The organism is Mesorhizobium dulcispinae (genome assembly GCF_033977345.1).
GTDB lineage: Bacteria > Pseudomonadota > Alphaproteobacteria > Rhizobiales > Rhizobiaceae > Mesorhizobium > Mesorhizobium dulcispinae.
Window position 1 is genome coordinate 1 of the sequence record NZ_JAVIIY010000001.1, and the last position, 23,079, is coordinate 23,079.

The window sequence follows — 23,079 nt, forward strand, 5'->3', positions numbered from 1 at the left end:
ATATGGGCTGCTCGACCTTCTCCAACTTCACCGTGCTGCCGGAGATCGCGGTCGCCAAGGTCAATCCCGACGCCCCCTTCGACAAGATCTGCTATATCGGCTGTGGCGTCACCACCGGCATCGGCGCCGTCATCAACACGGCCAAGGTCGAGCAAGGGGCGACAGCGGTGGTCTTCGGCCTCGGCGGCATCGGCTTGAACGTCATCCAGGGGCTTCGCCTGGCCGGCGCCGACGTGATCATCGGCGTCGATGTGAACAACGACAAGAAGGCCTGGGGCGAGAAGTTCGGCATGACGCATTTCGTCAATCCGAAGGAGATCGACGGCGACATCGTGCCGTACCTGGTCAACATGACCAAGCGCGGCGCCGACCAGATCGGCGGCGCCGACTATACCTTCGACTGCACCGGCAACACCAAGGTGATGCGCCAGGCGCTGGAAGCCTCGCATCGCGGCTGGGGCAAGTCGGTCATCATCGGCGTTGCCGGCGCCGGCCAGGAGATTGCGACGCGCCCGTTCCAGCTGGTCACCGGCCGCACCTGGATGGGCACCGCCTTCGGCGGCGCGCGCGGCCGCACCGATGTGCCGCGGATCGTCGACTGGTACATGGAGAAAAAGATCCAGATCGACCCGATGATCACCCATACGCTGAAGCTCGAGGACATCAACAAGGGCTTCGACCTCATGCATGAGGGCAAGTCGATCCGCAGCGTCGTGGTTTACTGAGGGGACGCTGGGCCGACGAATGGACAGACGACGGCTTCGAGGTCGTCCAACTGAACCGCCAGGCTTTTCGCAGGGCTCCGCCTCCCGGCTCGCCCGCGTGTTCCCAAATCCTGGCGCCGGCCGGCGGCGTGATCGAGCAAGCGCAACTCGATCGCGCCGCCGGTATCGTCTTATGAGATCCAGAGCAATTCCAGGAAAAGTGTGAAGCGGTTTTCCGTCCGGAATTGCGTCAAAACAAAGAGATAGAGCGGTTCGCCGTTTCCGTGAAACGGTGAAACGCTCTAATCGCTCGACATTGAGCGAGCCGTGTCGAGAAACGCGCGCACGAGCTTGCCGCCGCTGCGCTCGCGCAGGCAAATCAGCGCTTCGTCCATCAGCGTCTCGGGGGCGTTGATCGAAATCGGAGCCAGTCGGGAATCGTGACCGAACTCGGCCGCCGAGACAAAACCGACGCCGGCCCCCGACGCGACGATCTCCCGAACGGCCTCGCGGCCTTCGGCCTCGATCGCAGGCTTGAGCTCGACATTCAACGCCGCTGCGAGATCCTCGAGCTTCTTGCGCGTCTTGGAGCCGCGTTCCCGCATCACCAGCGGTTCCTGCGCAAGCTGTTTGAGCGTCAGCGACTTCCTGGTCGCCAACGGGTGGTCGGCGGAAACGAAGGCGATGATCGGCGTCGAATTGAGTTTGAGCATCTCGAAATCGCGCCCCGCCGGCATTTCGCCAAGCACCCCAATATCGGCCTCGTAGCTGTACAGGCTGCTGATGACCGTCTCAGTGTTGCCGGAACGCACGGAAACCTGAACGCCCGGATAGCGGGCGCGAAAGGCGCCGAGGATATGCAGGAGATGGTGCGCGGCGTCGGCGACGATCCGCAGCGTGCCGGAGCGCAGCGCGCGCGATTCCGTCAAAAGTTCCAGCGCCTGCTGCTCCGTCTCGAACATGCGGTGCGTTATCTCGAGCAGCCTCTGACCCTGAGCGGTCAGGGTCACCTGCTTCTTGTTCCGGTTGAACAGAAGCACGTCATACTCTTCCTCGAGCTTGCGAACCTGGTCCGAGATCGCGGGCTGGGTGAGGAACAGCGCTTCGGCCGCGCGCGAAAAACCGCCGGAAATCGCGACCTGATGAAATGCTCTCAATTGCACATAGCGCATTCGCCGGGCTCCGGTTGGCCACCACTCAGTCGCCCAAACTAGCATAGACAGATCTGATATAAAGATAGAAACGAACGATTTGATTTATGTCATGTCCGGCTTCACCCTCGATAGAGGGCCAACCGGGGTTGGCCGCCAATTCGGAGCCAGCCCATGCAATTCTCCATGATCCTGCTGCATCTCGCGGGCGCCGTCATGCTGCTGCTCTGGGCAGTCCGCATGGTGCGCACCGGCGTCGAGCGCGCCGGCGGCCCGGCGCTGCGCGATGTGCTGCGGCGGGCGCGCGGCGGACGGCTTCAGGCGGTCGCGGCCGGTACCGGGCTTGCGGTGCTGCTGCAAAGTTCGACAGCGGTCGCGGTCCTTGCAGCCGGGTTTGCCGCAAGCGGCATTGTCCCGGTATCGGTCGGCCTGGCGATCCTGCTTGGCGCCGACCTTGGCTCCGCCCTGGTCGTGCAGATGCTTTCGTTCGACCTGAGCTGGCTGGTGCCGGTCCTCATCCTGGTTGGTGGCGTGCTGTTCCTCAAATTCGAAGCGCGATCCGTCAGGCAGGCCGGGCGTATCCTCATGGGCATCGCCTTCGTGCTGCTCTCGCTCCACATGATCGGCGAGGCGACGGCGCCGATGCGGCAAAGCACGCTGTTGCCGATCATGATTTCCTATCTGCGCGGCGATTTCTTCACCGCCTTTGCGGCGGCCGCGCTGTTTACGTGGCTCATCCATTCCAGCGTCGCTGCGATACTCCTGTTCGTCGCGCTCGCCGCGCAGGGCGTGGTGCCGATCGATGTCGGGCTGTCGCTCGTGCTCGGCGCCAATCTGGGCGGCGGCTTCATCGGGTTCTGGCTGACGCGCGGCCAGCAGGCCGTGGAGGCGCACCGGATCCCGCTCGGCAATCTGCTGTTTCGCGCGACGGCGGCGCTCGGCGTGCTGTTTGCGCTTCAGCTTGGCCCGTTCCCGGCCGCTCTGTTCGGCGCGACCGAGGGGCGGCAACTGGTCAACCTGCATCTGGCCTTCAACCTGGCACTTGTCGTTGTCTGCCTGCCTTTCACCGGCGTGATGGAAAGGCTGGTCGCGCGGCTTGTCGCCGACGCGCCCGCGACGAATGCCTCCACGGCGGATGATATGCCGGCATCGCGGGCAAGCGCGCTCGATCGCAGCGTCACGCGCACACCCAGCCTTGCTTTGGCAAACGCAACGCGCGAGCTGCTGCGCATGGGCGAAGTCGTCGAGCTCATGCTGCGTCCGGTCATGGATTTGTTCGACGCCGGCACCCCGGAGCGCATCCGGCGGGCGCAGAAGCTCGACGATGAAGTGAACCGCGCCCATACCGATATCAAGCTCTACATCGCCGAGGTCAATCGCGGCGCCTTGACGCCGGCCGAGGCCCGGCGTGGCATCGATCTCACCGATTTCGCCATCAGCCTCGAGCGGGCAGGGGACATCGTGGCCAAGAACCTGCTGGTCCTCGCGCAGGAGACCGCCGAGAAGAAACTGCGCTTCTCGCGGGACGGTGGAACGAACTCGTCGGCCTTCACGATCGTGTCATGGCCAACATGCAACTTGCTCTGAATGTCCTGGTGTCGAGCGATCTTGAGTCGGCGCGCCAACTCGTCGTCGAGAAGGAGCGGATGCGCAAGCTGGAGCGCCTGAGCCATGACCGACATTTGCGGCGCCTGCAATCGGGCAGGCCCGAAAGCATCGAGACGAGCGACATCCATCTAGAGGCCGTTCGGGCGCTGAAGGAGATCAACTCGTTGCTGGCTTCGGTCGCCTATCCGCTGCTGAGCGAAAGCGGCGATCTGCTCGAAAGCCGGCTGGCGCGAGGCGCTCCCCCACAGGAGAAGACGGTTCATGTCCCGGTATGATGCCGGCAATCACATATCAAATGTCATCGGGAAAATTTATACATCGATACAAAATAACGATTTTACAAATATGTCACCGAAGCCAACAATGGCGCCACATCGAAAATGGCAGTGACCGAAGTGGAGGGGCAGCATGCTCGCTGAGACGAAATTTGCGGCGTCCAAGCCGCTGGACGAGCCGGCGATGGGAGAGCCCTATCTGCTTACGCCGGGGCCTCTCACGACCTCTTACTCCGTCAAGCAGGCGATGCTTCGCGACTGGGGTTCCTGGGACGGCGAATTCCGGGCCATGACGGCCGATTTGCGCCGCCGTCTGCTGACGCTCACCGGCGACAGCCGCGATGAATTCGACTGCGTGCCGATGCAAGGCAGCGGCTCCTTCTGCGTCGAGGCCATGCTCGGATCGTTCGTGCCGAAAGACGGCAAGGTGCTGGTGCTTGCCAACGGCGCCTACGGGCTGCGGGCCGCGCAGACCATGCAGTATATCGGCCGCGCCTATACGCTGATTGACAAGGGTGACTACCTGCCGCCGCGAGGCGAAGAGGTGGCGGCGGCGCTGAGGGGCGACCCTGCCATCACCCATGTCATCGCCATTCATTGCGAGACCAGTTCGGGCATCCTCAACCCCGTCGCCGAGATATCGGAAGCGGTCTACGCCAACGGCCGCAAGCTGCTCGTCGATTCCATGAGCGCGTTCGGCGCCATTTCCCTCGACGTCAACGAAATAAGCTACGAGGCGATGGTGTCGTCCGCCAACAAATGCATCGAAGGCGTGCCGGGCTTCGGTTTCGTCATCGCCCGCAAGAGCGAGCTGGAGGCCGCGAAGGGCCGCAGCCACTCGCTGTCGCTCGATGTCCATGCGCAATGGGCGCATATGAACAAGACCGGACAGTGGCGCTACACGCCGCCGACACATGTCGTCGCGGCCTTTCTCGAGGCGCTGCACCAGCACGAGGCGGAAGGCGGCGTCGCCGGACGCGGCGCGCGCTATACCCGCAATCGCGACGTCATGGTGGCCGGCATGCGCGAGCTCGGCTTCGAGACGCTGCTGAAGGATCGCTGGCTGTCGCCGATTATAGTCACCTTCTTCAATCCGGCGCATGCCAACTTCGCCTTCGACAGGTTCTACGATCTGATGAAGGCAAAGGGCTTCATCATCTATCCGGGCAAGCTCACCGTCGTCGATTCCTTCCGCATCGGCTGCATCGGCCAGATGGACGAGCATGTCATGCGTCGTGTTGTCGAGGCGGCCGCGCAATCGCTCAGCGAAATGGGCGTCGACACCGCTGCTCCGTCTCCCGCCGCTATCGCCGAGCGCGCCAAGCTCGCCGCCTAAAAGTCTAGAGGATTTCCGATGAACCAGATGTCACCTGTCAACGTCACGGCCAACGGCCGCTCCTACGCCTGGCCGCGCGTGCCGGCCATCGCCATCTGCCTAGACGGCTGCGAGCCGGCCTATCTCGACGAGGCTATTCATGCCGGACTGATGCCGGCGCTGGAGAGGATCAAGCAGAAGGGCACGGTGCGCTTCGCCCATTCGGTGATCCCGAGCTTCACCAACCCCAACAATCTGTCGATCGCCACCGGCCGGCCGCCTTCCGTGCACGGCATCTGCGGCAACTACCTCTACAACCCGGAGACGGGCGAGGAGGTGATGATGAACGATCCGAAGTTCCTGCGCGCGCCGACCATCTTCAAGCAGTTCTATGACGTCGGCGCCAAGGTGGCGGTGGTGACGGCCAAGGACAAGCTGCGCGCGCTGCTCGGCCACGGCCTTGCTTATGACGATGGCCGCGCCGTCTGCTTCTCCTCGGAAAAGTCGGACACCACCACCAAGGCTGCCAACGGCATCGACAATGCGTCTCAGTGGCTCGGCCGGCCGGTGCCGGAAGTCTATTCCGCGGAGCTGTCGGAGTTCGTCTTTGCCGCCGGCGCCAAGCTCCTGAAGGAGTTCCGGCCGGACGTGATGTACCTCACCACCACCGACTACGTGCAGCACAAATACGCGCCTGGCGTGAAGGAGGCGAACGCCTTCTACGAGATGTTCGACAAGTATCTCGCCGAGCTCGATGCGCTGGGCGCCGCGATCGTCGTCACCGCCGACCATGGCATGAAGCCGAAACACCATGCCGACGGCTCGCCCAATGTCGTCTACGTCCAGGATCTTCTCGACGAATGGCTGGGCAAGGATGCCGCCCGGGTGATCCTGCCGATCACCGACCCTTATGTGGTCCATCACGGCGCGCTCGGCTCCTTCGCCACCGCCTATCTTCCGAAGGTTGCCGACCGCGAGGCGCTCATGGCAAAGCTCAGAAAGATCGAGGACATCATGCTGGTGCTCGGCCGCGAGGAAGGATGCGCCCGCTTCGAGCTGCCCGAGGACCGCATGGGCGACATCATCCTGATCTCCGGCGAGAACAAGACGATCGGCACCTCCGAGCACCGGCACAATCTGGCCGCGCTGGACGAGCCGCTGCGCTCGCATGGCGGCCTCGCCGAGCAGACGGTGCCCTTCATCGTCAACCGGGTGCTGCCGGACCTGCCAAACGAGCCAATCTTGCGCAACTTCGACGCGTTCTACTACGCGACGATGGCGGCGGCGCAGGCTTGATGTCCAACGTGGCAGTCGACCCCCACTCCGTCGAGCTTCGCTCGGCACCTCTCCCCGATCGACGGGGGAGAGGAAAGGCGCCTAGGCCAGCTGCGGCTTAGCCTCCAATCGTTGGGGCGCTGACATCGCCTAATTTCCTCTCCCCCGTCGATCGGGGGAGAGGTGGCCCGCAGGGCCGGAGTGGGGGTCGACCCCCGCGACGCATCCAAGAAGCCGCTGGAACACCGCCCATGATCCAACTCGATCCCTCCATCAAAGTCCGCCATGAGCCGATGCGCATCGCCGGCCGCAAGGTCGACGCCGAACGCAGGCTGGACGTGCGCTTCCCATGGAACGACACCGTGATCGGCACTGTGCCGGCAGGCGGCGCCGAGCATGCCCGCCGCGCTTTCGAAATCGCCGCCAACTACCAGCCGAAGCTCACGCGCTACGAGCGGCAGAAGATACTGCTCAAGACCGCCGAACTGCTCAACGGCCGCAAGGACGAGCTGTCCGATCTCATCACGCTGGAGCTCGGCATCTCCAAGCAGGATTCGCTCTATGAGGTCGGGCGCGCCTTCGACGTCTTCACGCTGGCCGGTCAGCTCGCCATCCACGACGATGGCGAGATCTTCTCCTGCGACCTCACCCCGCATGGCAAGCAGCGCAAGATCTTCACCATCCGCGAGCCGCTCAAGGCGATCTCGGCGATCACGCCGTTCAACCATCCGCTCAACATGGTCTCGCACAAGGTGGCGCCGGCGATCGCCACCAACAACTGCGTCGTGGTCAAGCCGACCGAGCTGACGCCGATCACGGCGCTGGTTTTGGCCGACATCCTCTACGAGGCCGGCCTGCCGCCCGAGATGCTTTCCGTCGTCACCGGCTGGCCGGCCGATATCGGCGACGAGATGATCACCAACCCCAACATCGACCTGATCACCTTCACCGGCGGCGTGCCGGTCGGCAAGATGATCGCCTCCAAGGCCGGCTACAAGCGCCAGGTGCTGGAGCTCGGCGGCAACGATCCGCTGATCGTGCTCAACGATCTTTCGGACGAGGATCTGGCCAAGGCCGCCGATCTTGCCGTTGCCGGCGCCACGAAGAATTCCGGCCAGCGCTGCACGGCGGTCAAGCGCATCCTGGTCCAGGAAAAGGTTGCCGACCGTTTCGTGCCGATGGTTCTGGAGCGGGCAAAGGCGATCCGCTTCGGCGACCCGCGCGACCCGGCAACGCAGCTCGGCACCGTCGTGCACGAAAAGGCGGCCGCGCTTTTCGAGAAGCGTGTGCATATGGCCGCCGAGCAGGGCGCGGAAGTGCTCTACGATCCGGGCCGCAAGGGCGCGCTGCTGCCGCCGATCGTCGTCGACCGCGTGCCGCACCAGTCTGAGCTGGTGATGGAGGAAACCTTTGGGCCGATCGTGCCCATCGTGCGCGCGCCGGACGACGATGAGGCGCTCATCGCGCTTTCGAACTCGACGGCCTTCGGCCTGTCGTCCGGCGTCTGCACCAATGATTTCCGCCGCATGCAGAAATACATAACCGGGCTCAAGGTCGGCACTGTCAACATCTGGGAAGTGCCTGGCTACCGCATCGAGATGAGCCCCTTCGGCGGCATCAAGGATTCCGGCAACGGCTACAAGGAAGGCGTGATCGAAGCGATGAAGAGCTACACCAACGTCAAGACATTCTCCTTGCCGTGGTAGGCGCCATGACGGACTCCTATGACCTTGCGGTGGTCGGCTCCGGCATTGTCGGACTGGCGCATGCCTTGGCAGCGGCGCGGCGCGGTCTGCGCGTCGTCGTCATCGATCGCGACCGGCAGGCGAACGGCGCCTCGATCCGCAATTTCGGCCTCGTCGTCGTCACGGGCCAGGAGCCGGGTCCATCACGCCGCCAGGCCGAGCGTACCCGCAGGATCTGGCTCGAGCTTGCGAATGAAGCGGGGATCGAAATCCTCCAGCGCGGCAAGCTGATCGCCGCGCAGCGTCCGGAAGCGCTTGCCGTGCTCGAGGCCTTCAAGGCCGGCCAGCATGGCGCCGATTGCAAGCTCCTGACGGCGCGGGAGACAGTCGCGCAGCTATGCGGCCTCGATGGAAAGGCGATCATCGGCGGACTCTTCAGCCCGTTCGAATTGCGCGTGGAATCGCGCGAGGTCCTGCCGCGGCTGGCATCTTTCCTGGCCGAGCGCTTCGGCGTCGCGTTCCGCACCGGCATATCGGTCAGCGAGATCGCACCGCCGGTCATGGTGACGAGCGCCGGGCGCTTGCGTGCGGAGAAGGTCGTCATCTGTCCCGGCGATGACTTCAGCACGCTCTACCCGCAGCGCATCGGCAAGCATGGCGTCCAGCGCTGCAAGTTGCAGATGCTTCGATTGGCCTATCCCGGCTTCCGGCTCTCGTCGGCGCTGATGTCCGATCTCAGCCTGTTGCGCTATGGCGGCTTCGCCGGCCTGCCTGAGGCCGCCGCATTGCGATGCAGGTTGAGCGAGCAGAGCGCAGCCGCACTGGCCAACGGCGTTCACCTGATCGTCGTGCAGAGCGCGGATGGCTCACTGGTCGTCGGCGATTCCCATCACTACGGTCTGGCGCTTGATCCCTTCGGATCGGAGGCTGTCGACCGGCTGATCCTCGACGAGTTCAAGACATTGTTCGGCATGGTGCCCGAGGTGGTTGCACGCTGGACCGGCAGCTACGCCTCGGCGAAGAATGCCGTCCTGCGCGATGCGCCGCATGCCGATGCGCGGCTTGTCATCGTGACCAGCGGAACCGGCGCCAGCACCGGATTCGCACTCGGCGAAGAAACCATCGGGGAGTTGTTCGGTCCATGACGCTCGTCCACACCGAAGGCGAATCCAACAAGGCGGCCGCCCGCCAGGAATGGAGCGCCAGGCAGAGCCACGCGCCCTCGCAAGAGCTTCTGCGCCGCGACGCGGCGGCCTTTCTGCATCAGAGCCTTTCCAGTCCCTGCGTCTCGGCGATCGCCAAGGCGGAAGGCATCTGGATCGAGGACACCGCCGGACGCCGCTACATGGATTTCCACGGCAACAGCGTCCACCATATCGGCTATGGCCATCCGCGCCTGAAGGAAGCGATTCGCCAGCAGATGGACGCGCTGCCGTTTGCGCCGCGCCGCTTCACCTGCGAGCCGGCGGTCGAGCTTGCCGAGACGCTTGGCGCGCTGGCGCCGGGAGATCTCGGCAAGGTGCTGTTCACGACCGGCGGCTCCGACGCGATCGAGGTGGCGCTGAAGCTGGCGCGCGCGGCCACCGGCCGCTTCAAGACGCTGTCGTTCTGGGATGCCTTCCACGGCGCCGGCTTCGGCGCTTCCAGCGTCGGTGGCGAGGCGACGTTCCGCTCCGGCATTGCCGGGCCGTTGTTGCCCGGCACCGAACATGTCGCGCCATGGGCGCCGCACAACTGCCCCTATGGCACCAATTCGCTGGAGGACTCGGCGCGCGCCTGCGCCAGCATGATCGCCTATGTGCTGGGGCGCGAGGGCGACTTCGCCGCCTTCATCGCCGAGCCGATGCGGGCGACGCCGCTGGTGCCGGCGCCGGGATTCTGGAAGGCGGTGCGGGAGGCGTGCGACCGGCACGGCACGCTGCTGATCTTCGACGAGATCCCGACCGGTCTCGGCAAGACCGGAAGATTCTTCGCCTCCGAGCATGACGGTGTCACACCGGACATCATCGTGCTCGGGAAGTCGCTCGGGGGCGGCATCCTGCCGATCGCCTCGGTGATCGCGCGGCGCGATCTCGACGTCGCCGGCGACTACGCCATCGGCCACTACACGCATGAGAAGAATCCGGTCACCGCGCGCGCCGCGCTGACCACCATTGCAATCATTCGCGAAGAAGGCCTCGTCGAGCGCTCGGCCGAGCTCGGCGCCCATGCGCTCGCCCGCATGAACGACCTCATGCAGCGCTCGCCCTTTGTCGGCGACGTCAGGGGCAGGGGGCTGATGTTCGGCGTCGAGATGGTCGAGGACAAGGCGAGCCGCGCTCCAGCCCGCGCGCTCGCAGAGAAGATTTATTACTGGTGTCTCGACGAGGGGCTGAGCTTCAAGATCAGCCAGGGCAATGTGCTGACCCTTTCGCCGCCGTTGGTGATCGCCCGCGCCGACCTCGATCGCGCGCTCGACATTGTCGAGGCCGCTGTGCTGGCGGCCTGAGAGGCGGATGATGAAGGCCGTCCGCACCGATCGGGAGCTCGAATGCCCGGGCATCGATGCAGGCCTCAGGGCGCGCGGTGTCGAGCTGGTGACGTTGCCGGATGGCATCCCGGAGGCGGACCTCATCGCGGCCGTCGCCGACGCCGACCTCTTGCTGATGTGCTACACGCCGATCACCGCGCACGTCATCGACGCGGCACATAAGCTCAAGGGCATCGTCAAATACGGCGTCGGCATCGACGCCATCGATATCCAGGCGGCGATGCGGCGCGGCATACCCGTCGTCAACGTCCCCGAATATGCCGAGGAGACGGTCGCCGAAGGCGCCTTCGCGCTGATGATCGCGCTGGCGAAACGGCTGCCGGCGATCACTGCGGCTGTTTCGCGCGTTGGCTGGGTCTGGCCCGAGCAACGCTGGCTCGGCCGCGACATTTCCGGCGCGACGCTCGGCCTCGTCGGCTGCGGCAGGATCGGCCGCAGCATGGCGCGCATGGCCGGACAGGGATTTCGGGCGCGCGTGCTCGGCTTTGATCCCAACGTCGATGCCGCCACGATGCGGCATGCCGGCATCGAGAAGATAGACGATCTCCGAGACATGCTCAGTGCCTGTGACTTCGTGTCGATCCACTGCGTGCTCAATGAAGCGACGCGGGGCCTGATCGGCAGGTCGGAACTCGCCTGCTTCAAGCCGTCCGCGATCTTGATCAACGTCTCGCGCGGGGCGCTGATCGACGAAGCGGCATTGGTCGAGGCTGTCGTCGAAAACCGCATCGGCGGCCTGGGCCTCGATGTCTATTCGCAGGAGCCGCTGGCGACGGCAGGCCATCCGATGAGCGCGCTGCTCGGACGCGACAACGTCATTCTCTTCCCGCATCTCACCTTCTTCACGGTTGAGGCCATGCGCCGGCTCGAGGAGGATACGCTCGCCCGCTGCTTCGAAATTCTCGATGGCAGGCCGGTGACGGTGCGCTCGCTGGATCCCAGGCTGCGCGCCCAGACTGACGGCGTCGTGTTCGGCTGACGCACCAGACCTCGCTTAAGAGTTTGTTCCGACAGCATTCCGCCGCCACCCAAAATGCGGTCGCAACGCGGCTGCGACAGTTTGATGACAAGCATCAGGAAAATCTTGGCCTTTATAAAATAAATAGATTTTACTTATCGATCGCCAATCCCCAAAGTCCGAGGAAAGAGGACGTCCAGCCGGCTTGGCCGAGGTTAGGGACCCGAGGCTGGCCGGCCAAAGTGCATCGCAGAATGTGCCTTCCATCAACAGGGGAACCGATCATGAAATCACGAAACGCAACCGTTATCGCGGCCTTCGCCGCGCTGCTTTCCGCATCGGCGGCCCTCGTCGGGCCGGCAATGGCCGACGGCGTCGTCACCATCTATTCGGCCGACGGCCTGCATGACGGCAATGGCAGCTGGTACGAAACCGAGTTCGCTGCCTTCACCAAGGCAACCGGCATCAAGGTTCAATACATTGAAGGCGGTTCCGGCGGTGTCGTCGAGCGCGTCGCCAAGGAGAAGTCGAACCCGCAGGCCGACGTGCTGGTGACGCTGCCTCCATTCATCCAGCGCGCCGCGGCCGATGAGCTGCTGCAGGACTACAAGCCCGAGGCTGCCGCGCAAATCGAAGGCGGCACCGACAAGTACCGGCCGCTGGTCAACAACTACATGAATTTCATCTACAACAGCGCCGCGCTCTCGGAAGCGCCGAAGAGCTATAACGACCTGCTCGATCCCAAGTTCAAGCACAAGATCCAATACTCGACACCGGGACAGGCCGGCGACGGCACCGCCGTCATGCTGCAGATCATCCATGCCTTCGGCGGCGAGGACGCCGGCTTCGAATTCATGAAGAAGCTGCAGGACAACAATGTCGGTCCCTCGGCTTCCACCGGCAAGCTGACCGCGCTGGTTAACAAGGGCGAGCTGCATGTCGCCAATGGCGACCTGCAGATGAACATGTCGCAGATGGCCGACAATCCGAACATCAAGGTGTTCTGGCCGGCGGGTCCGGACGGCACCCGCTCCACCTTCGCCCTGCCTTACGAGATCGGCCTGGTGACGGGCGCCCCGAATGGCGACAACGGCAAGAAGCTCATCGATTTCCTGCTCTCCAAGGAAGCGCAGTCGACGGTGAGCTCGGTTGCCCTCGGCATGCCTGCCCGCAACGACGTGAAGCCGGACGACGCCAACTTCTCCAAGCTGCAGGAGACGATGAAAGGCGTGACGGTCTGGTCGCCGAATTGGGACGACGCGCTGACCAAGCTGCCCGACTACGTCAAGAAGTGGAACGAAGCGACCGGAAGTTGATCTCCTGGTGACCCAATCCGGAGGACCAGCCATGTCGGTGCCCGCTTTCACGGGAAGCAATGTTGTGGACGTCGACGCCGCGAAAATTCGCGGCGCCGGCTCCAATGTCCACTTCGACAAGGTCAGCGTCGCTTACGGCGCGCATGTCGTGCTGCATCCGCTGACGCTCGACATTGCCCCGGGCGAGATCCTGGCGATGATCGGCCCTTCCGGGTCAGGCAAGACGACGGCGCTGCGGGCCGTCGCCGGTTTCGTGCGGCCGGCAAGCGGCCGCATCCGCATCGGCGCCACCGACGTCACCGACCTCCCGCCTTACGAGCGCGGGCTCGGCATGGTGGTGCAGAACTACGCGCTCTTTCCGCACATGCGGGTCGAGGACAATGTCGCTTTCGGCCTGAGGGCGCAGGGCGCCGACAAGGCGCTGATTGCCGAGCGCGTCAAGGATGCGCTCGCCACCGTCGGCATGCCAGGCTTTTCCAGGCGCTATCCGCGCGAGCTGTCGGGCGGCCAGCAGCAGCGTGTCGCGATCGCGCGGGCGCTTGCCGTGCGGCCGCGCGTGCTTCTGCTCGACGAGCCGCTTTCGGCGCTCGACGCGCAAATAAGGCGCAACATGGTCGAGGAGATCGCCAAGCTGCATCGCGACCTGCCGGGATTGACGATCCTCTATGTCACCCACGATCAGACCGAAGCGCTGACGCTTGCCGACAAGATCGCCATCATGCGTGACGGCCGGGTTTCCTCGCACGGGCCGACGGCCGATCTCTACCGCCGGCCGCCGAACCGGTTCACGGCGGAATTCCTCGGCCGCGCCAATCTTTTGCCGGTGACGGTCGCCGAGGCCGCGGGGCCGAAAGGCTTCGCCAAGGCCAGGCTCGGCGATGCCGTGCTGGCAGGGGCGGGGCGCGGCGAGAAGCCCGGCGACAAGAGCCTGCTCTGCATCAGGCCGCAGCATCTCAGCCTCACAAGAGACGACGAACATTCGAACAGGATCGTCGGTACGCTCAAGGAAGTGCACTGGCAGGGCGAACTCACTCATCTCGTGCTCGATGTCGACGGCACGCCGGTGCGCGTCTCGGCAACCAGGCTGCCGGTGTCCCTGCCGGAGCGCGGCACGGCGATGCCGCTCTTCTTCACGCCCGGCGACACGTTTCTCGTTCCGGAGGACGCCCGTGTCTGAGGCGGCCGTTCTTTCGAGGCCGGCAATCGGAAAGCTGCCCGGCAGCATCTGGATCGTGCCGCCGACGGCGCTGCTGGCGCTGCTGTTCTTCTACCCGCTGGCGCTGATTGCCCGGCAGGCCTTCCTTGACGACAGCGGGGTTGCCAATGTCGCCGAGTTCGTGCACGTGCTGCATGCGCGCTTCTTCCTCAACGCGCTCCTCAACACGGTGACGATTTCGGTGGCGGCCACCGCCGGATGCCTGATCGTCGGCCTTGTGCTGGGCTTGATCCTCGCCTTCGTGCCGTTTCCGGGCAGCGGCATCATCGCCCGGCTGATCGACACCTTCATCGCCTTGCCGACATTCCTGGTGACGCTCGCCTTCACCTTCCTCTACGGCTCCGCCGGCATGCTCAACAGCGGGCTGATGGAGGCCTTTTCGCTGCCGGAGCCGCCCGTCGATTTTCTCTATTCGACCTGGGGCGTAGTGCTGGCCGAAGTCACCGTCTACACGCCCTTCATCCTGCGGCCGCTGCTTGCCGCCTTCTCGCTGGTCGACCGCGGCCAGATCGAAGCGGCGAGCGTGCTCGGCGCGCGCCCGTTTCGCATCGTGCGCCAGGTGATCCTGCCGGCGGCCGTGCCGGCGCTGATTGCCGGCGGCAGCCTGTGCTTGCTTTTGACCGTCAACGAATTCGGCATCGTGCTCTTCATCGGCGCCAAGGGCGTCATCACCTTGCCGCTGCTGATCTACAGCAAGGCCATCCAGGAGTCGGCCTACCAGGTCGCCTGCATCATCGCGCTGGTCAACATCGTGCTGTCGCTCGGCCTCTTCGGCCTTTACCGTCTCGCCGCCGGCCGGCTGGGAGCATAGCCATGCTGGTCTGGTCGAAATCCGGTCGCATCGCCATCTGGGCGATCTTCGCGCTGCTGTTCGGCGTGCTGTTCCTGGCGCCGCTGGCCGTCATCCTGCTCTCCAGCCTTGCCGGCCAGTGGAACGGCGTGCTGCCCAGCAGCCTGACGCTGGAGCACTACAGCGACGTCGTCCAGGGGTCGGCCGGCGACTCCGTGAAGGCCAGCCTTGTCACCGGCTTTGCCGCGAGCGCCCTGGCACTGGTAAGCGGCGCCTGGGCGGCGCTCGCGCTGCGCGTGCAGGGCGCAACGCTGGAGCGCCTGCTTGGCCTGCTGTTCTTCATCCCGAGCGCCGTGCCTTCCGTCTCCGTCGGTCTGGGATTGCTCGTTGCGTTTAGCAATCCGCCGCTGCTGCTCAACGGCACCGTCGCCATCGTCATGGTCGCGCACTTCGTGCTGATCTCTGCCTTCACCTTCGGCAATGTGTCGGCGGGCCTGGCGCGGCTGTCGCCGGACTTCGAGCAGGTCGCCTCGAGCCTCGGCGCGAGGCCTGCCTATCGGCTCCGGCATGTCACTCTGCCTCTGCTTGCGCCCTATCTCGCGGCGGCATTCGGGCTGAGCTTCGCGCTCTCCATGGGCGAACTCGGCGCGACCGTGATGGTCTATCCGCCAGGCTGGGTGACGCTTCCGGTTTCGATCTTCTCGCTGACCGATCGCGGCGACATCTTTGCGGGCGCCGCGCTGACCATGATCCTGGTGGCGGCGACCCTGGTCTTGTTGCTCGGCCTCGAACGCATCACGCGCCGCGCGACGGGATCCTAGTCCAGGAGCGATGGCTGCTGAGCAGCCAAGCTCTGGGCTGCTCCTATGTGCGCGTTGGCTCGTTCCATGATCCAGCTTCTGACGGTCTTCACCACGCTGCCTTTCGAAAGCTGGCTCTCGGAAAGATAGTATGTCCACGGGCTGGCGGCGCGCACCGGGAAAGGCTCCACCATGACCTTTCAGGCCGAGCCGCATTCGATCGTGGTGAACCGCGATGCCAGGCGCTTCGTCAGCGAGAATGATAGTCCGCGAGGCACGCATCGGAAATCGGCTGCGGGCGCGTAGGCGCGCGCCAGCTACAGCTCGGGCCGCAACGTCCGAAATGTGACGGAGTAGCGGTGTTCCGCGAGCGGCGGAATGCTGTGCTCCCATTCGTTGCGCGCCGGACCGGTCATGAGATAGGCGGATCTCGGCTCGACTTCGATCGTCTCCCGGTCCCATGTCGCGCCGTTCCTGCGGCGCAGCCGGAAGCTGCAGGACGCCAACAGAGAGACGCCCGCGACGAACTCGAAATGGGGCTTGTCGCGGTGCCAGCCGATGCCGGCGCCGGGCCGGTACTCGTTGATCAGCACTTGCGAGAATTCGGACGCGGGCCGGCCGGCGAAGCCAGCGACCTTGTCGCGGAGCGGCAGCAGGAAGTCGGGTATGGCGGGTGCTTCAACGACCTCGCGTCGATCGTAGTCGTAACGCAGCCCGAAACCGACAACCTGCCTGTTGGCAAGATGGCCATGAAAGTCGAAGGGCTTGAACGGCAGGCCTTCGATGCGGCGGACCAGTTCGGTTTCTTCGTCGCGCGTGATCAACTCCGGCCGGTAGTGGAATCCTTCCGGCAAGTTGTTCGGGGCGCCGAAAAGATCGCCCTGGCGGACCTGAGCCGCGGTTCTCGATTTCGTTGACGGCATGAGCCCTGAGATAGGCAATCCGGCCGGTCTCGCAAGGCCTTGTTCCACGACACCCGCTACGGCGGAACCTCGAGACGGCTCCAGGGATTACGCGTGGCAAAAAGGATGTCCGTCATGCCCTCCACCGCCATCCGGTACACACATTACGATCCGACGACGAAGATCCTTTCGGTATGGTTCGTCCCGAGCGGCGACCGCTATGACTATGAGGAGGTTGAACCTGAGACCTACGCGGCGTTCGCGGCCGCTCCCTCCAAGGGACGGTTCTTCAACGAATTCGTGCGCGACCGGTACAGCTTCCGTTTGGTGGAGCATGGCCCGCGGCAATGAACGAGCCGACGGATGCTCCTTCGCAACCCGGCGCCGATCGAACCACTTCACCCGGCAAGCGTGTGACCCTAGACCTCGTCGAACCGGCTGCCCTCCTTGGAGGGATCCTTCGATAAAACCTCCTCTTCCTCGTCGTCGGGCAAGGCCTCGTCGCTGTTCTGGCTGGCATTGTCATCGTCCTCTTCGGAGGGCGTTCCTTCCGTCTCCCTGGCGTCGGGAATGCCTTCTTCCACGACCACGCTGTCCGGAAGCACCCTGTCGCCCTCAAAGGACTCCCAGTCCTGCTGCTCGATGGCAGGGGCCTCGGCCTCGTCTTGCTGTTTGGATCGCTGCTTGTTGCGGGGGTCCATTTCGCTCTCCAATGCTGCGGTTTCACTTTCGGCCTGGAGCTGAGCGGGTTTGTCTGCTGTCAGGCCTCGAGGTCGATCAACGCGATCCCCAGATCGCGGCGCTTCCTGCGGCGCAGATGAGCGGGCGACTCCAGCACGGTGACTTCCAATGTCGGCTGTACAGTGCCTTCCAGCAGATGTCCGCCGCGTGTCCTTCCGTCGCGCAGGCCAAGCACGGCGTGAATGTGCAGGCTTTGCTTGCCGTTGTCGTCGACGGCGATGTCGCCGATCGCGCTCAGCACTTCGCACTGCTCGTCGACAGCTATCTTGCGGTAGGATTTCGACCCAATGTCGAACCAGCCGACCATCGCCTTCTCGAACGCGCCGATCGCCGTCAGCGAAGCGCCGGTGATCGCATTCTGCCCGGCAAAGGCCGTCAGCGCGGCGATCGCTTCGTCGCCCGGGTCCTGCACGACCACGAAGGTTCTTTGTCCGGAAGTTTCTGAGACCAGCTTCGATTTCATGTCGTTCCGCAACCGTCATTGCCTTGGGTGCAACTCGCAACCCGCCACGCATGTTCCGTCGGGAGCGTGCTATTTCGCCGGTCTGGACGGCTTGGGCGACCGCAACAGAAGCGCCAGCGGCACCAGCAAAGCAGTGGCGATCGCCGAGTAGCGGAAGACATCGACATAGGCGAGAAGCGTCGCCTGGCGGCCGATGAGCTGTGCCACCCAGCCGACCGCCTGCGCCTTGGCCTCGACGGCGGGGGAGCCTTGCGCGGCGAAGAAGTCACTGACCTGCCGCAATATCTGCTGGTAGGTGGACGATGATTGCATGGTGTTTGCAATCAGGTTGGACTGATGCAGCTGCGCATTCTGCGCGATCACCGTATTCGTCAGCGAGACGCCGATGCTGCCGCCGATGTTGCGGGCGACATTGATCAGCGCGGAAGCCTGGTTGGTCTTCTGCGGCGGCAGGCCGAGATAGGCCGCCGTCGAGATCGGGATGAACAGGAAGGGCATGCCCACCATCATGAAGACGCGGGCAAAGGCAAAGAAGCTGAAGGTCGCATCGGGCGCCAGTGAGGTCATATGCCAGAGCGCTACCGCCACCGCCGACATGCCGATCATGATCAGGTATTTCGGCTGCACGAAACCGGAGGCGAAGCCCGAGACCGGCATCAGCATCAGCATGGCGATGCCGCCCGGCATCATCGAAAGCCCCGACAGCGTCGCGGTATAGTCGAACGCGGTCTGCTGCAGCTGTGGGAGGAGCTGCGTCGAGCTGTACAGCACGGCGCCCACCGCCGTCATGACGAGGAACGAGGTGCCGAACTGGCGCGTGAAGAGCAACCGCATGTCGACGATCGGATCGCGGCGTGTCAGCTCCCAGGGGATGAGGATCAAGAGCGAGACGGCGGAGATCACGGCGAAGGTGGTGATGAAGCTCGAGGAGAACCAGTCGTTGCGCTGGCCCTCGTCCAGGAAGACTTCCAGGCATCCGAGCGCCAGCACCACCAGGATGAAGCCGACCCAATCCACCTTGAGGCCGCCTTTCAGCCTCTCCCGGCGTTCGCGTTTCAAAACGTCCGGCTCGACCACCAGCCATTGCACCAGCGCCAGCGAAAGAATGCCGAAGGGGACGTTGATGAAGAAGATCCAGTGCCAGGAAAAATTGTCCGTCAGCCATCCCCCGATCGTCGGGCCGACCGTCGGCGCGACGATGACCGCGATGCCGTAAAGCGCGAAGGCCTGCGAGCGCTTTTCGGGCGGGAAGGTGTCGGCAAGGATCGATTGCTCGCTCGGTGCCATGCCGCCGCCGCCAAGCCCCTGGAGGACGCGGAACAGGATCAGCATGTTGAGACTGGGCGCCAGGCCGCAAAGCAGCGATGCGCCTGTGAAGGTGGCGACGCACAGCATGTAATAGCGCTTGCGGCCGATGACGTCGGCGAGCCACCCGCTGATCGGTATGATGACGGAATTGGCCACGAGATAGGTGGTGATGACCCAGGTGCTCTCGTCCATCCCGGCCGCGAGGCTGCCGGCGATGTTGCGCAGCGCGACATTGGCGATCGAGGTGTCGAGCACCATCATGAAGGTCGCGATCGAGACGACGATTGCGATGAGCCAGGGGTTGCGCCCGCCGGCGGCGGAGCGGCTTTCGCCGCCTTGGGCTAGCACCGCGTCAGTCATCGTACCTTGACCGTCGGTACCACCGACATGCCCGGACCGAGATAGGCGTCCGGCGGCTGGTCGAAGACGATCTTCACGGGCACGCGCTGGACCACCTTGACGAAATTGCCGGTGGCATTCTCGGCGGGCAGAAGGCTGAAGGCCGTGCCGCTGCCGGCCTGCACGCTGTCGACACGGCCATGGAAGGCTTTTTCAGGATAGGCGTCGATGGCGATGTCGACCGGCTGGCCCGGCCGCATCAGGTCGAGCTGCGTTTCCTTGAAGTTCGCCTTCACCCATATGTCCTTCGGAACAAACATCATCAGCACCTGCCCGGGCTGCGCATAGGTGCCTTTGGCCACGGTGATGTTGGTTGCCCGGCCGGCGACCGGGGCCACGATGGTGGTGCGTGCAAGCGTTGTCTTGGCCTGATCCTCGCTGGCGCGTGCCTGCCGCAGTTTGGCTTCGGCGCTCTTGCCCTGCGCCTGCAATACGGCGAGCTGGCTTTTCGCGGCGTCTGCATTCGCCGTTGCCGTGTCGAGGGCCGCCTGGTCCTGGCGCAGCGTCGACGCGGCCTGCTGTGCCTGCTGTTGCGTGGCGGTGCCCCTGGCCAACAGCTCGCGGTTGCGCTGATCCTCCGACTTGGCGAATTCCAGCGCTGCCTGTGCCTGGGCGACCTGCTTGTGCGCGGCGTCGATCTTGGCGTTCTGCGCCTCGGTCTGGGCCTCGACATTGGTGATCTCGGCCTGCGCCGCCGCCACGCTGGCCTCCGCCTGCTTGAGCGAAGCCTGGTAGTCGCTGTCGTCGATGCGAAGCAGGACTGCCCCCGCTTCGACGGGTTGATTGTCGGTGACGGCCACCTCCGTGATGCGGCCGGCGATTTCGGCACCGACGGTCACCGTGCGCGCATCGATGAAGGCGTCATCCGTCCATTCGTAGTTGCGCGCGTTCAGCCACCAGAGCACCGCGCCTGCTGCAACCAGCAGCACGACAAGCAGCACGGTGCCCGCTCCGACGGGATGCCGTTTGATGGATCCGGACAGGCCGCCGCGCTTGTCCTGCGAAGCGCCTTCGTTTTTAGGAGACGCATCGGTCTTGTCCGGCGAGGTATCGGCCTTTGATCTCCGTCGGCTATCGGAGCGCTGCGCGCTTTTTTCCCGCTTGTCAGGAAGACGCTGCCTCTCATCGACGGGTTCGGCAACGGGAGAATTCGTATCCACCGGCATGCCTTTCGATCGACTGGAGCGTTGCACGGATACCGTTGAAACCTGAACAGCGCTCCAAGGATTTGTTTAAGCAATTCCGGACGGAAAACCGCTTCGCGCCCTTCCTGGAACTGCAATCAAGAGCTTGCGCCGCGCCGTTGCGCATCGCCAGGTTGAGGTCAACATCCCCGACGCGGAAAGGTTCCCGCGCGGTCGAAGCGGTTTCCTCACCGATCAGCTCCAGCCCGTCGTGGGGGCGACTGTAAACCCTCGAAGGCCTTCTCTGCCCCGCTTGGCGGCGGCCGCAAGCCGCCCCTGCTTCGGTTTCGGCGAAGCAAAGGACAGAAAAAGACTTCTTTTTGCGATCCGGCCCGGATGCTCTCTTGCGGGACCTAGAACACGCTAGGCCCGCCTGGGAAGCGACGCGTAACGAGAGAGCGGCTGCCGAAACACAGCTTGGCATACGCCACTTGAATGAGGCCGATGCCGGCAACACAGCCATAGGGGAACCACGACAATGAAGACATTCCGAAATTGCCTGATGACCGCGGTCGGCGCAGGCCTGCTCAGCCTGGGGCTTGCCGCTCCCGCCGACGCAGGCGCCATTCGCCTCGGCATGACGACCTGGGTGGGCTATGGACCGCTGTTCCTTGCCCGAGACCTCGGCTACTTCAAGGAAGCCGGCGTCGATGTCGACCTGAAGATCATCGAGGAATCGGCGCTTTACATGGCGGCGGTCGCCGGCGGCGACCTCGACGGCGCGGCCTCGACCGTCGACGAGCTGATGAAATACCGCTCGGACGAGCTTTGCTTCAAATACGTCCTGGCGCTCGACGACAGCCACGGCGGCGACGGCGTCGTCACACAGGCCGACGTCAAGTCGCTCAAGGATCTGAAGGGCCAGCAGGTGGCCTTGAACGAGGGCTCCATTTCCGAATTCTGGTTCAACGTGCTCCTGAAAAAGGAGGGCATGACTGAGGATGACGTCACCATCACCAACATGACCGCCGATGACGCGGCGACCGCCTTCATCGCCGGCCAGGTTCCCGCCGCCGTGACCTGGGAGCCGCATCTCACCGAAGTCCGCAAAGGCGGAAAGGGCAAGGTGCTGATCGATTCCACGACCACCCCCGGCCTGATCGTCGATGTGATCGCCCTCAAATGCGACCTGATCGAGAAGCATCCCGAGGACGTGAAAGCCCTCGTCAAGGGCTATTACAAAGCGGTCGATTACATCAAGGCCAATCCGGAAAAGGCCTATGAGATCATGGCCAAGGGCATTGGCGGCTATCTCGAAAAGCCCGAGGATTTCGCCGCCGGCGCCAAGGGCGTGCGCTATTACGACCGCGACCGCAACCTGGAATTCTTCGGCACTCCTGAAAAGAGCGAGGGGTCCGACCTGGTGAACTTCGCGCAGGACGTCTGGGGCAAGGCCGGCAAGCTCAAGATGACGATCGACGCCAAAACCATCCTCGATACCGATTTCATCAAGGAACAGTGAGCTTTCGAGATCGTCACGGTCGGCCCGTCCGGGCCGGCCGTGACGTTTTCTCGGGAAGCCAGAGTTTCACGCCTAAATCGACGGAGACCATCCTATGGCACAGAGGCGGACGGCGTGGACGCGCCTGACGACCCCATTCGCCAACATTCCCGCCGGCACGGCGACAACGCTGGCGCTTGCGATGTGGGTTGCCGTGATCGGCGGCTGGGCCCTCCTGTCCTATGGCCGCGTTGTGCCGAACATGTTCCTGCCGACGCCCGGAACGGTGCTGCAGACGACCTATCGCATGTCACTGGACGGCAGCCTTTTCTACCACACCTTGACCAGCGCCAAGGTGGTGCTTCTCGGTTTCATCGTCTCCTCGCTGATCGCGGTGCCGCTGGGGCTGTGGATGGGCACCTACCGGGCGGTGCAGGCGCCGCTTGAGCCGCTCGTCAACTTCATCCGCTATCTGCCGGTGACCTCCTTCGTGCCCCTGTTCATCCTTTGGATCGGCATCGGCATCGAGCAGCGCATAGCGGTCATCTTCTTCGGCACCTTCTTCCAGCAGCTCGTGATGATTTCCGATTGCGCGCGCAGCGTATCGAGGGACCTGGTCAACGCCTCCTACACTCTGGGCACCAAACGCAGCGAAGCCGTGTGGCATGTCATTTTTCCCGCCGCGCTTCCCGCGATCCTCGACACGCTTCGCGTCACCATGGGCTGGGCCTGGACCTATCTGGTGGTGGCGGAACTCGTCGCCGCATCGAGCGGCCTTGGCTACATCAGCCTGAAGGCGATGCGCGGCTTCCAGGTCGACGTGATCTTCATGGCGATCGCCGCGATCGGGCTTCTGGGCCTCGTCACCGACACGGCATTCCGCATCATCCGGGCAAGGGTCGCGCCATGGGCACCTTGATTTTGAACGCAACCTCGCAAACCGCAGCCGGATCAAGGGTAGCAATGACCGAATCCATCAAGGCGAACGATCTGGCCGGCACGGCCCATGCAACCGCCG

20 protein-coding genes and 1 pseudogene are annotated in these 23,079 nt (G+C 64.2%); 15 read left to right on the top strand and 6 right to left on the bottom strand.

Annotated features, from left to right (window positions below; translation table 11 throughout):
- Window positions 1–725: zinc-binding dehydrogenase (locus tag RFN30_RS00005; RefSeq protein ID WP_320260090.1), on the top strand; the 725-nt coding region annotated here is incomplete at its 5' end.
- Window positions 726–1,006: 281 nt separating this feature from the next.
- Here the strand turns inward: RFN30_RS00005 and RFN30_RS00010 are convergent.
- Window positions 1,007–1,876 (bottom strand): LysR substrate-binding domain-containing protein, encoded by an 870-nt coding sequence (locus tag RFN30_RS00010; protein WP_320260091.1) that lies wholly within the window; start codon window positions 1,874–1,876, stop codon window positions 1,007–1,009.
- Window positions 1,877–2,029: 153 nt separating this feature from the next.
- Between RFN30_RS00010 and RFN30_RS00015 the strand changes: the two are divergent.
- The 11 genes and pseudogenes from RFN30_RS00015 to RFN30_RS00065 all read left to right on the top strand — a co-directional run bounded on the left by RFN30_RS00015 (window position 2,030) and on the right by RFN30_RS00065 (window position 15,644).
- Window positions 2,030–3,738, top strand: a pseudogene (locus RFN30_RS00015) (Na/Pi cotransporter family protein).
- A gap of 133 nt (window positions 3,739–3,871) precedes the next feature.
- On the top strand, window positions 3,872–5,074 hold the full coding sequence (locus RFN30_RS00020; protein ID WP_320260092.1) for a 2-aminoethylphosphonate--pyruvate transaminase: 1,203 nt from the start codon (window positions 3,872–3,874) through the stop codon (window positions 5,072–5,074).
- A gap of 18 nt (window positions 5,075–5,092) precedes the next feature.
- A complete protein-coding gene (gene phnA / locus RFN30_RS00025; protein ID WP_320260093.1) occupies window positions 5,093–6,349 on the top strand; it encodes a phosphonoacetate hydrolase in 1,257 nt (418 codons plus the stop codon).
- Between the two features lie 230 nt (window positions 6,350–6,579).
- Entirely contained in the window at window positions 6,580–8,034 is a 1,455-nt protein-coding gene (gene phnY / locus RFN30_RS00030) for a phosphonoacetaldehyde dehydrogenase (protein WP_320260094.1), read from the top strand.
- Window positions 8,035–8,039: 5 nt separating this feature from the next.
- Complete coding sequence (locus RFN30_RS00035) at window positions 8,040–9,158, top strand: TIGR03364 family FAD-dependent oxidoreductase (RefSeq protein WP_320260095.1); 1,119 nt, start codon at window positions 8,040–8,042, stop codon at window positions 9,156–9,158.
- Complete coding sequence (gene pbfA, locus RFN30_RS00040) at window positions 9,155–10,501, top strand: (R)-1-hydroxy-2-aminoethylphosphonate ammonia-lyase (protein ID WP_320260096.1); 1,347 nt, start codon at window positions 9,155–9,157, stop codon at window positions 10,499–10,501. The genes RFN30_RS00035 and pbfA overlap by 4 nt, the downstream gene beginning before the upstream one ends.
- Before the next feature lie 7 nt (window positions 10,502–10,508).
- Complete coding sequence (locus tag RFN30_RS00045; RefSeq protein ID WP_320260097.1) at window positions 10,509–11,522, top strand: 2-hydroxyacid dehydrogenase; 1,014 nt, start codon at window positions 10,509–10,511, stop codon at window positions 11,520–11,522.
- 263 nt (window positions 11,523–11,785) lie between these two features.
- Window positions 11,786–12,817, top strand: coding sequence for a 2-aminoethylphosphonate ABC transporter substrate-binding protein (locus RFN30_RS00050; protein WP_320260098.1), 1,032 nt, complete (start codon window positions 11,786–11,788; stop codon window positions 12,815–12,817).
- A 31-nt stretch (window positions 12,818–12,848) separates the two neighbouring features.
- A complete protein-coding gene (locus RFN30_RS00055; RefSeq protein WP_320260099.1) occupies window positions 12,849–13,994 on the top strand; it encodes an ABC transporter ATP-binding protein in 1,146 nt (381 codons plus the stop codon).
- Window positions 13,987–14,844, top strand: coding sequence for a 2-aminoethylphosphonate ABC transporter permease subunit (locus RFN30_RS00060; protein WP_320260100.1), 858 nt, complete (start codon window positions 13,987–13,989; stop codon window positions 14,842–14,844). Before RFN30_RS00055 ends, RFN30_RS00060 begins: the two co-directional genes overlap by 8 nt.
- Before the next feature lie 2 nt (window positions 14,845–14,846).
- Window positions 14,847–15,644, top strand: coding sequence for an ABC transporter permease subunit (locus tag RFN30_RS00065; protein WP_320260101.1), 798 nt, complete (start codon window positions 14,847–14,849; stop codon window positions 15,642–15,644).
- 296 nt (window positions 15,645–15,940) lie between these two features.
- Here the strand turns inward: RFN30_RS00065 and RFN30_RS00070 are convergent, their stop codons facing one another.
- Window positions 15,941–16,546: an alpha-ketoglutarate-dependent dioxygenase AlkB gene (locus RFN30_RS00070; protein ID WP_320260102.1), complete on the bottom strand. Its 606-nt coding sequence runs from the start codon at window positions 16,544–16,546 to the stop codon at window positions 15,941–15,943.
- A gap of 114 nt (window positions 16,547–16,660) precedes the next feature.
- Between RFN30_RS00070 and RFN30_RS00075 the strand changes: the two genes are divergently transcribed.
- Window positions 16,661–16,876, top strand: a complete 216-nt coding sequence (locus RFN30_RS00075) for a KTSC domain-containing protein (protein ID WP_320260103.1) — start codon at window positions 16,661–16,663, stop codon at window positions 16,874–16,876.
- 68 nt (window positions 16,877–16,944) lie between these two features.
- On the opposite strand, the gene RFN30_RS00080 is transcribed toward RFN30_RS00075, so the two are convergent.
- The 4 genes from RFN30_RS00080 to RFN30_RS00095 all read right to left on the bottom strand — a co-directional run bounded on the left by RFN30_RS00080 (window position 16,945) and on the right by RFN30_RS00095 (window position 20,377).
- Window positions 16,945–17,226, bottom strand: a complete 282-nt coding sequence (locus tag RFN30_RS00080) for a hypothetical protein (RefSeq protein ID WP_320260104.1) — start codon at window positions 17,224–17,226, stop codon at window positions 16,945–16,947.
- A 59-nt stretch (window positions 17,227–17,285) separates the two neighbouring features.
- Window positions 17,286–17,729, bottom strand: a complete 444-nt coding sequence (locus RFN30_RS00085; protein ID WP_320260105.1) for a PPC domain-containing DNA-binding protein — start codon at window positions 17,727–17,729, stop codon at window positions 17,286–17,288.
- A gap of 69 nt (window positions 17,730–17,798) precedes the next feature.
- Window positions 17,799–19,397, bottom strand: a complete 1,599-nt coding sequence (locus RFN30_RS00090; RefSeq protein WP_320260106.1) for a DHA2 family efflux MFS transporter permease subunit — start codon at window positions 19,395–19,397, stop codon at window positions 17,799–17,801.
- The gene (locus RFN30_RS00095) at window positions 19,394–20,377 is read right to left on the bottom strand and encodes an HlyD family secretion protein (RefSeq protein ID WP_320260107.1); all 984 of its coding nucleotides are present in this window, start codon (window positions 20,375–20,377) and stop codon (window positions 19,394–19,396) included. Before RFN30_RS00095 ends, RFN30_RS00090 begins: the two co-directional genes overlap by 4 nt.
- 721 nt (window positions 20,378–21,098) lie before the next feature.
- Here RFN30_RS00095 and RFN30_RS00100 point away from each other — a divergent pair.
- Together RFN30_RS00100 and RFN30_RS00105 are read left to right on the top strand one after the other, a co-directional pair.
- A complete protein-coding gene (locus tag RFN30_RS00100) occupies window positions 21,099–22,082 on the top strand; it encodes an ABC transporter substrate-binding protein (protein ID WP_320260108.1) in 984 nt (327 codons plus the stop codon).
- A gap of 94 nt (window positions 22,083–22,176) precedes the next feature.
- The gene (locus RFN30_RS00105) at window positions 22,177–22,980 is read left to right on the top strand and encodes an ABC transporter permease (protein WP_320260109.1); all 804 of its coding nucleotides are present in this window, start codon (window positions 22,177–22,179) and stop codon (window positions 22,978–22,980) included.
- Window positions 22,981–23,079: the final 99 nt, after the last annotated feature.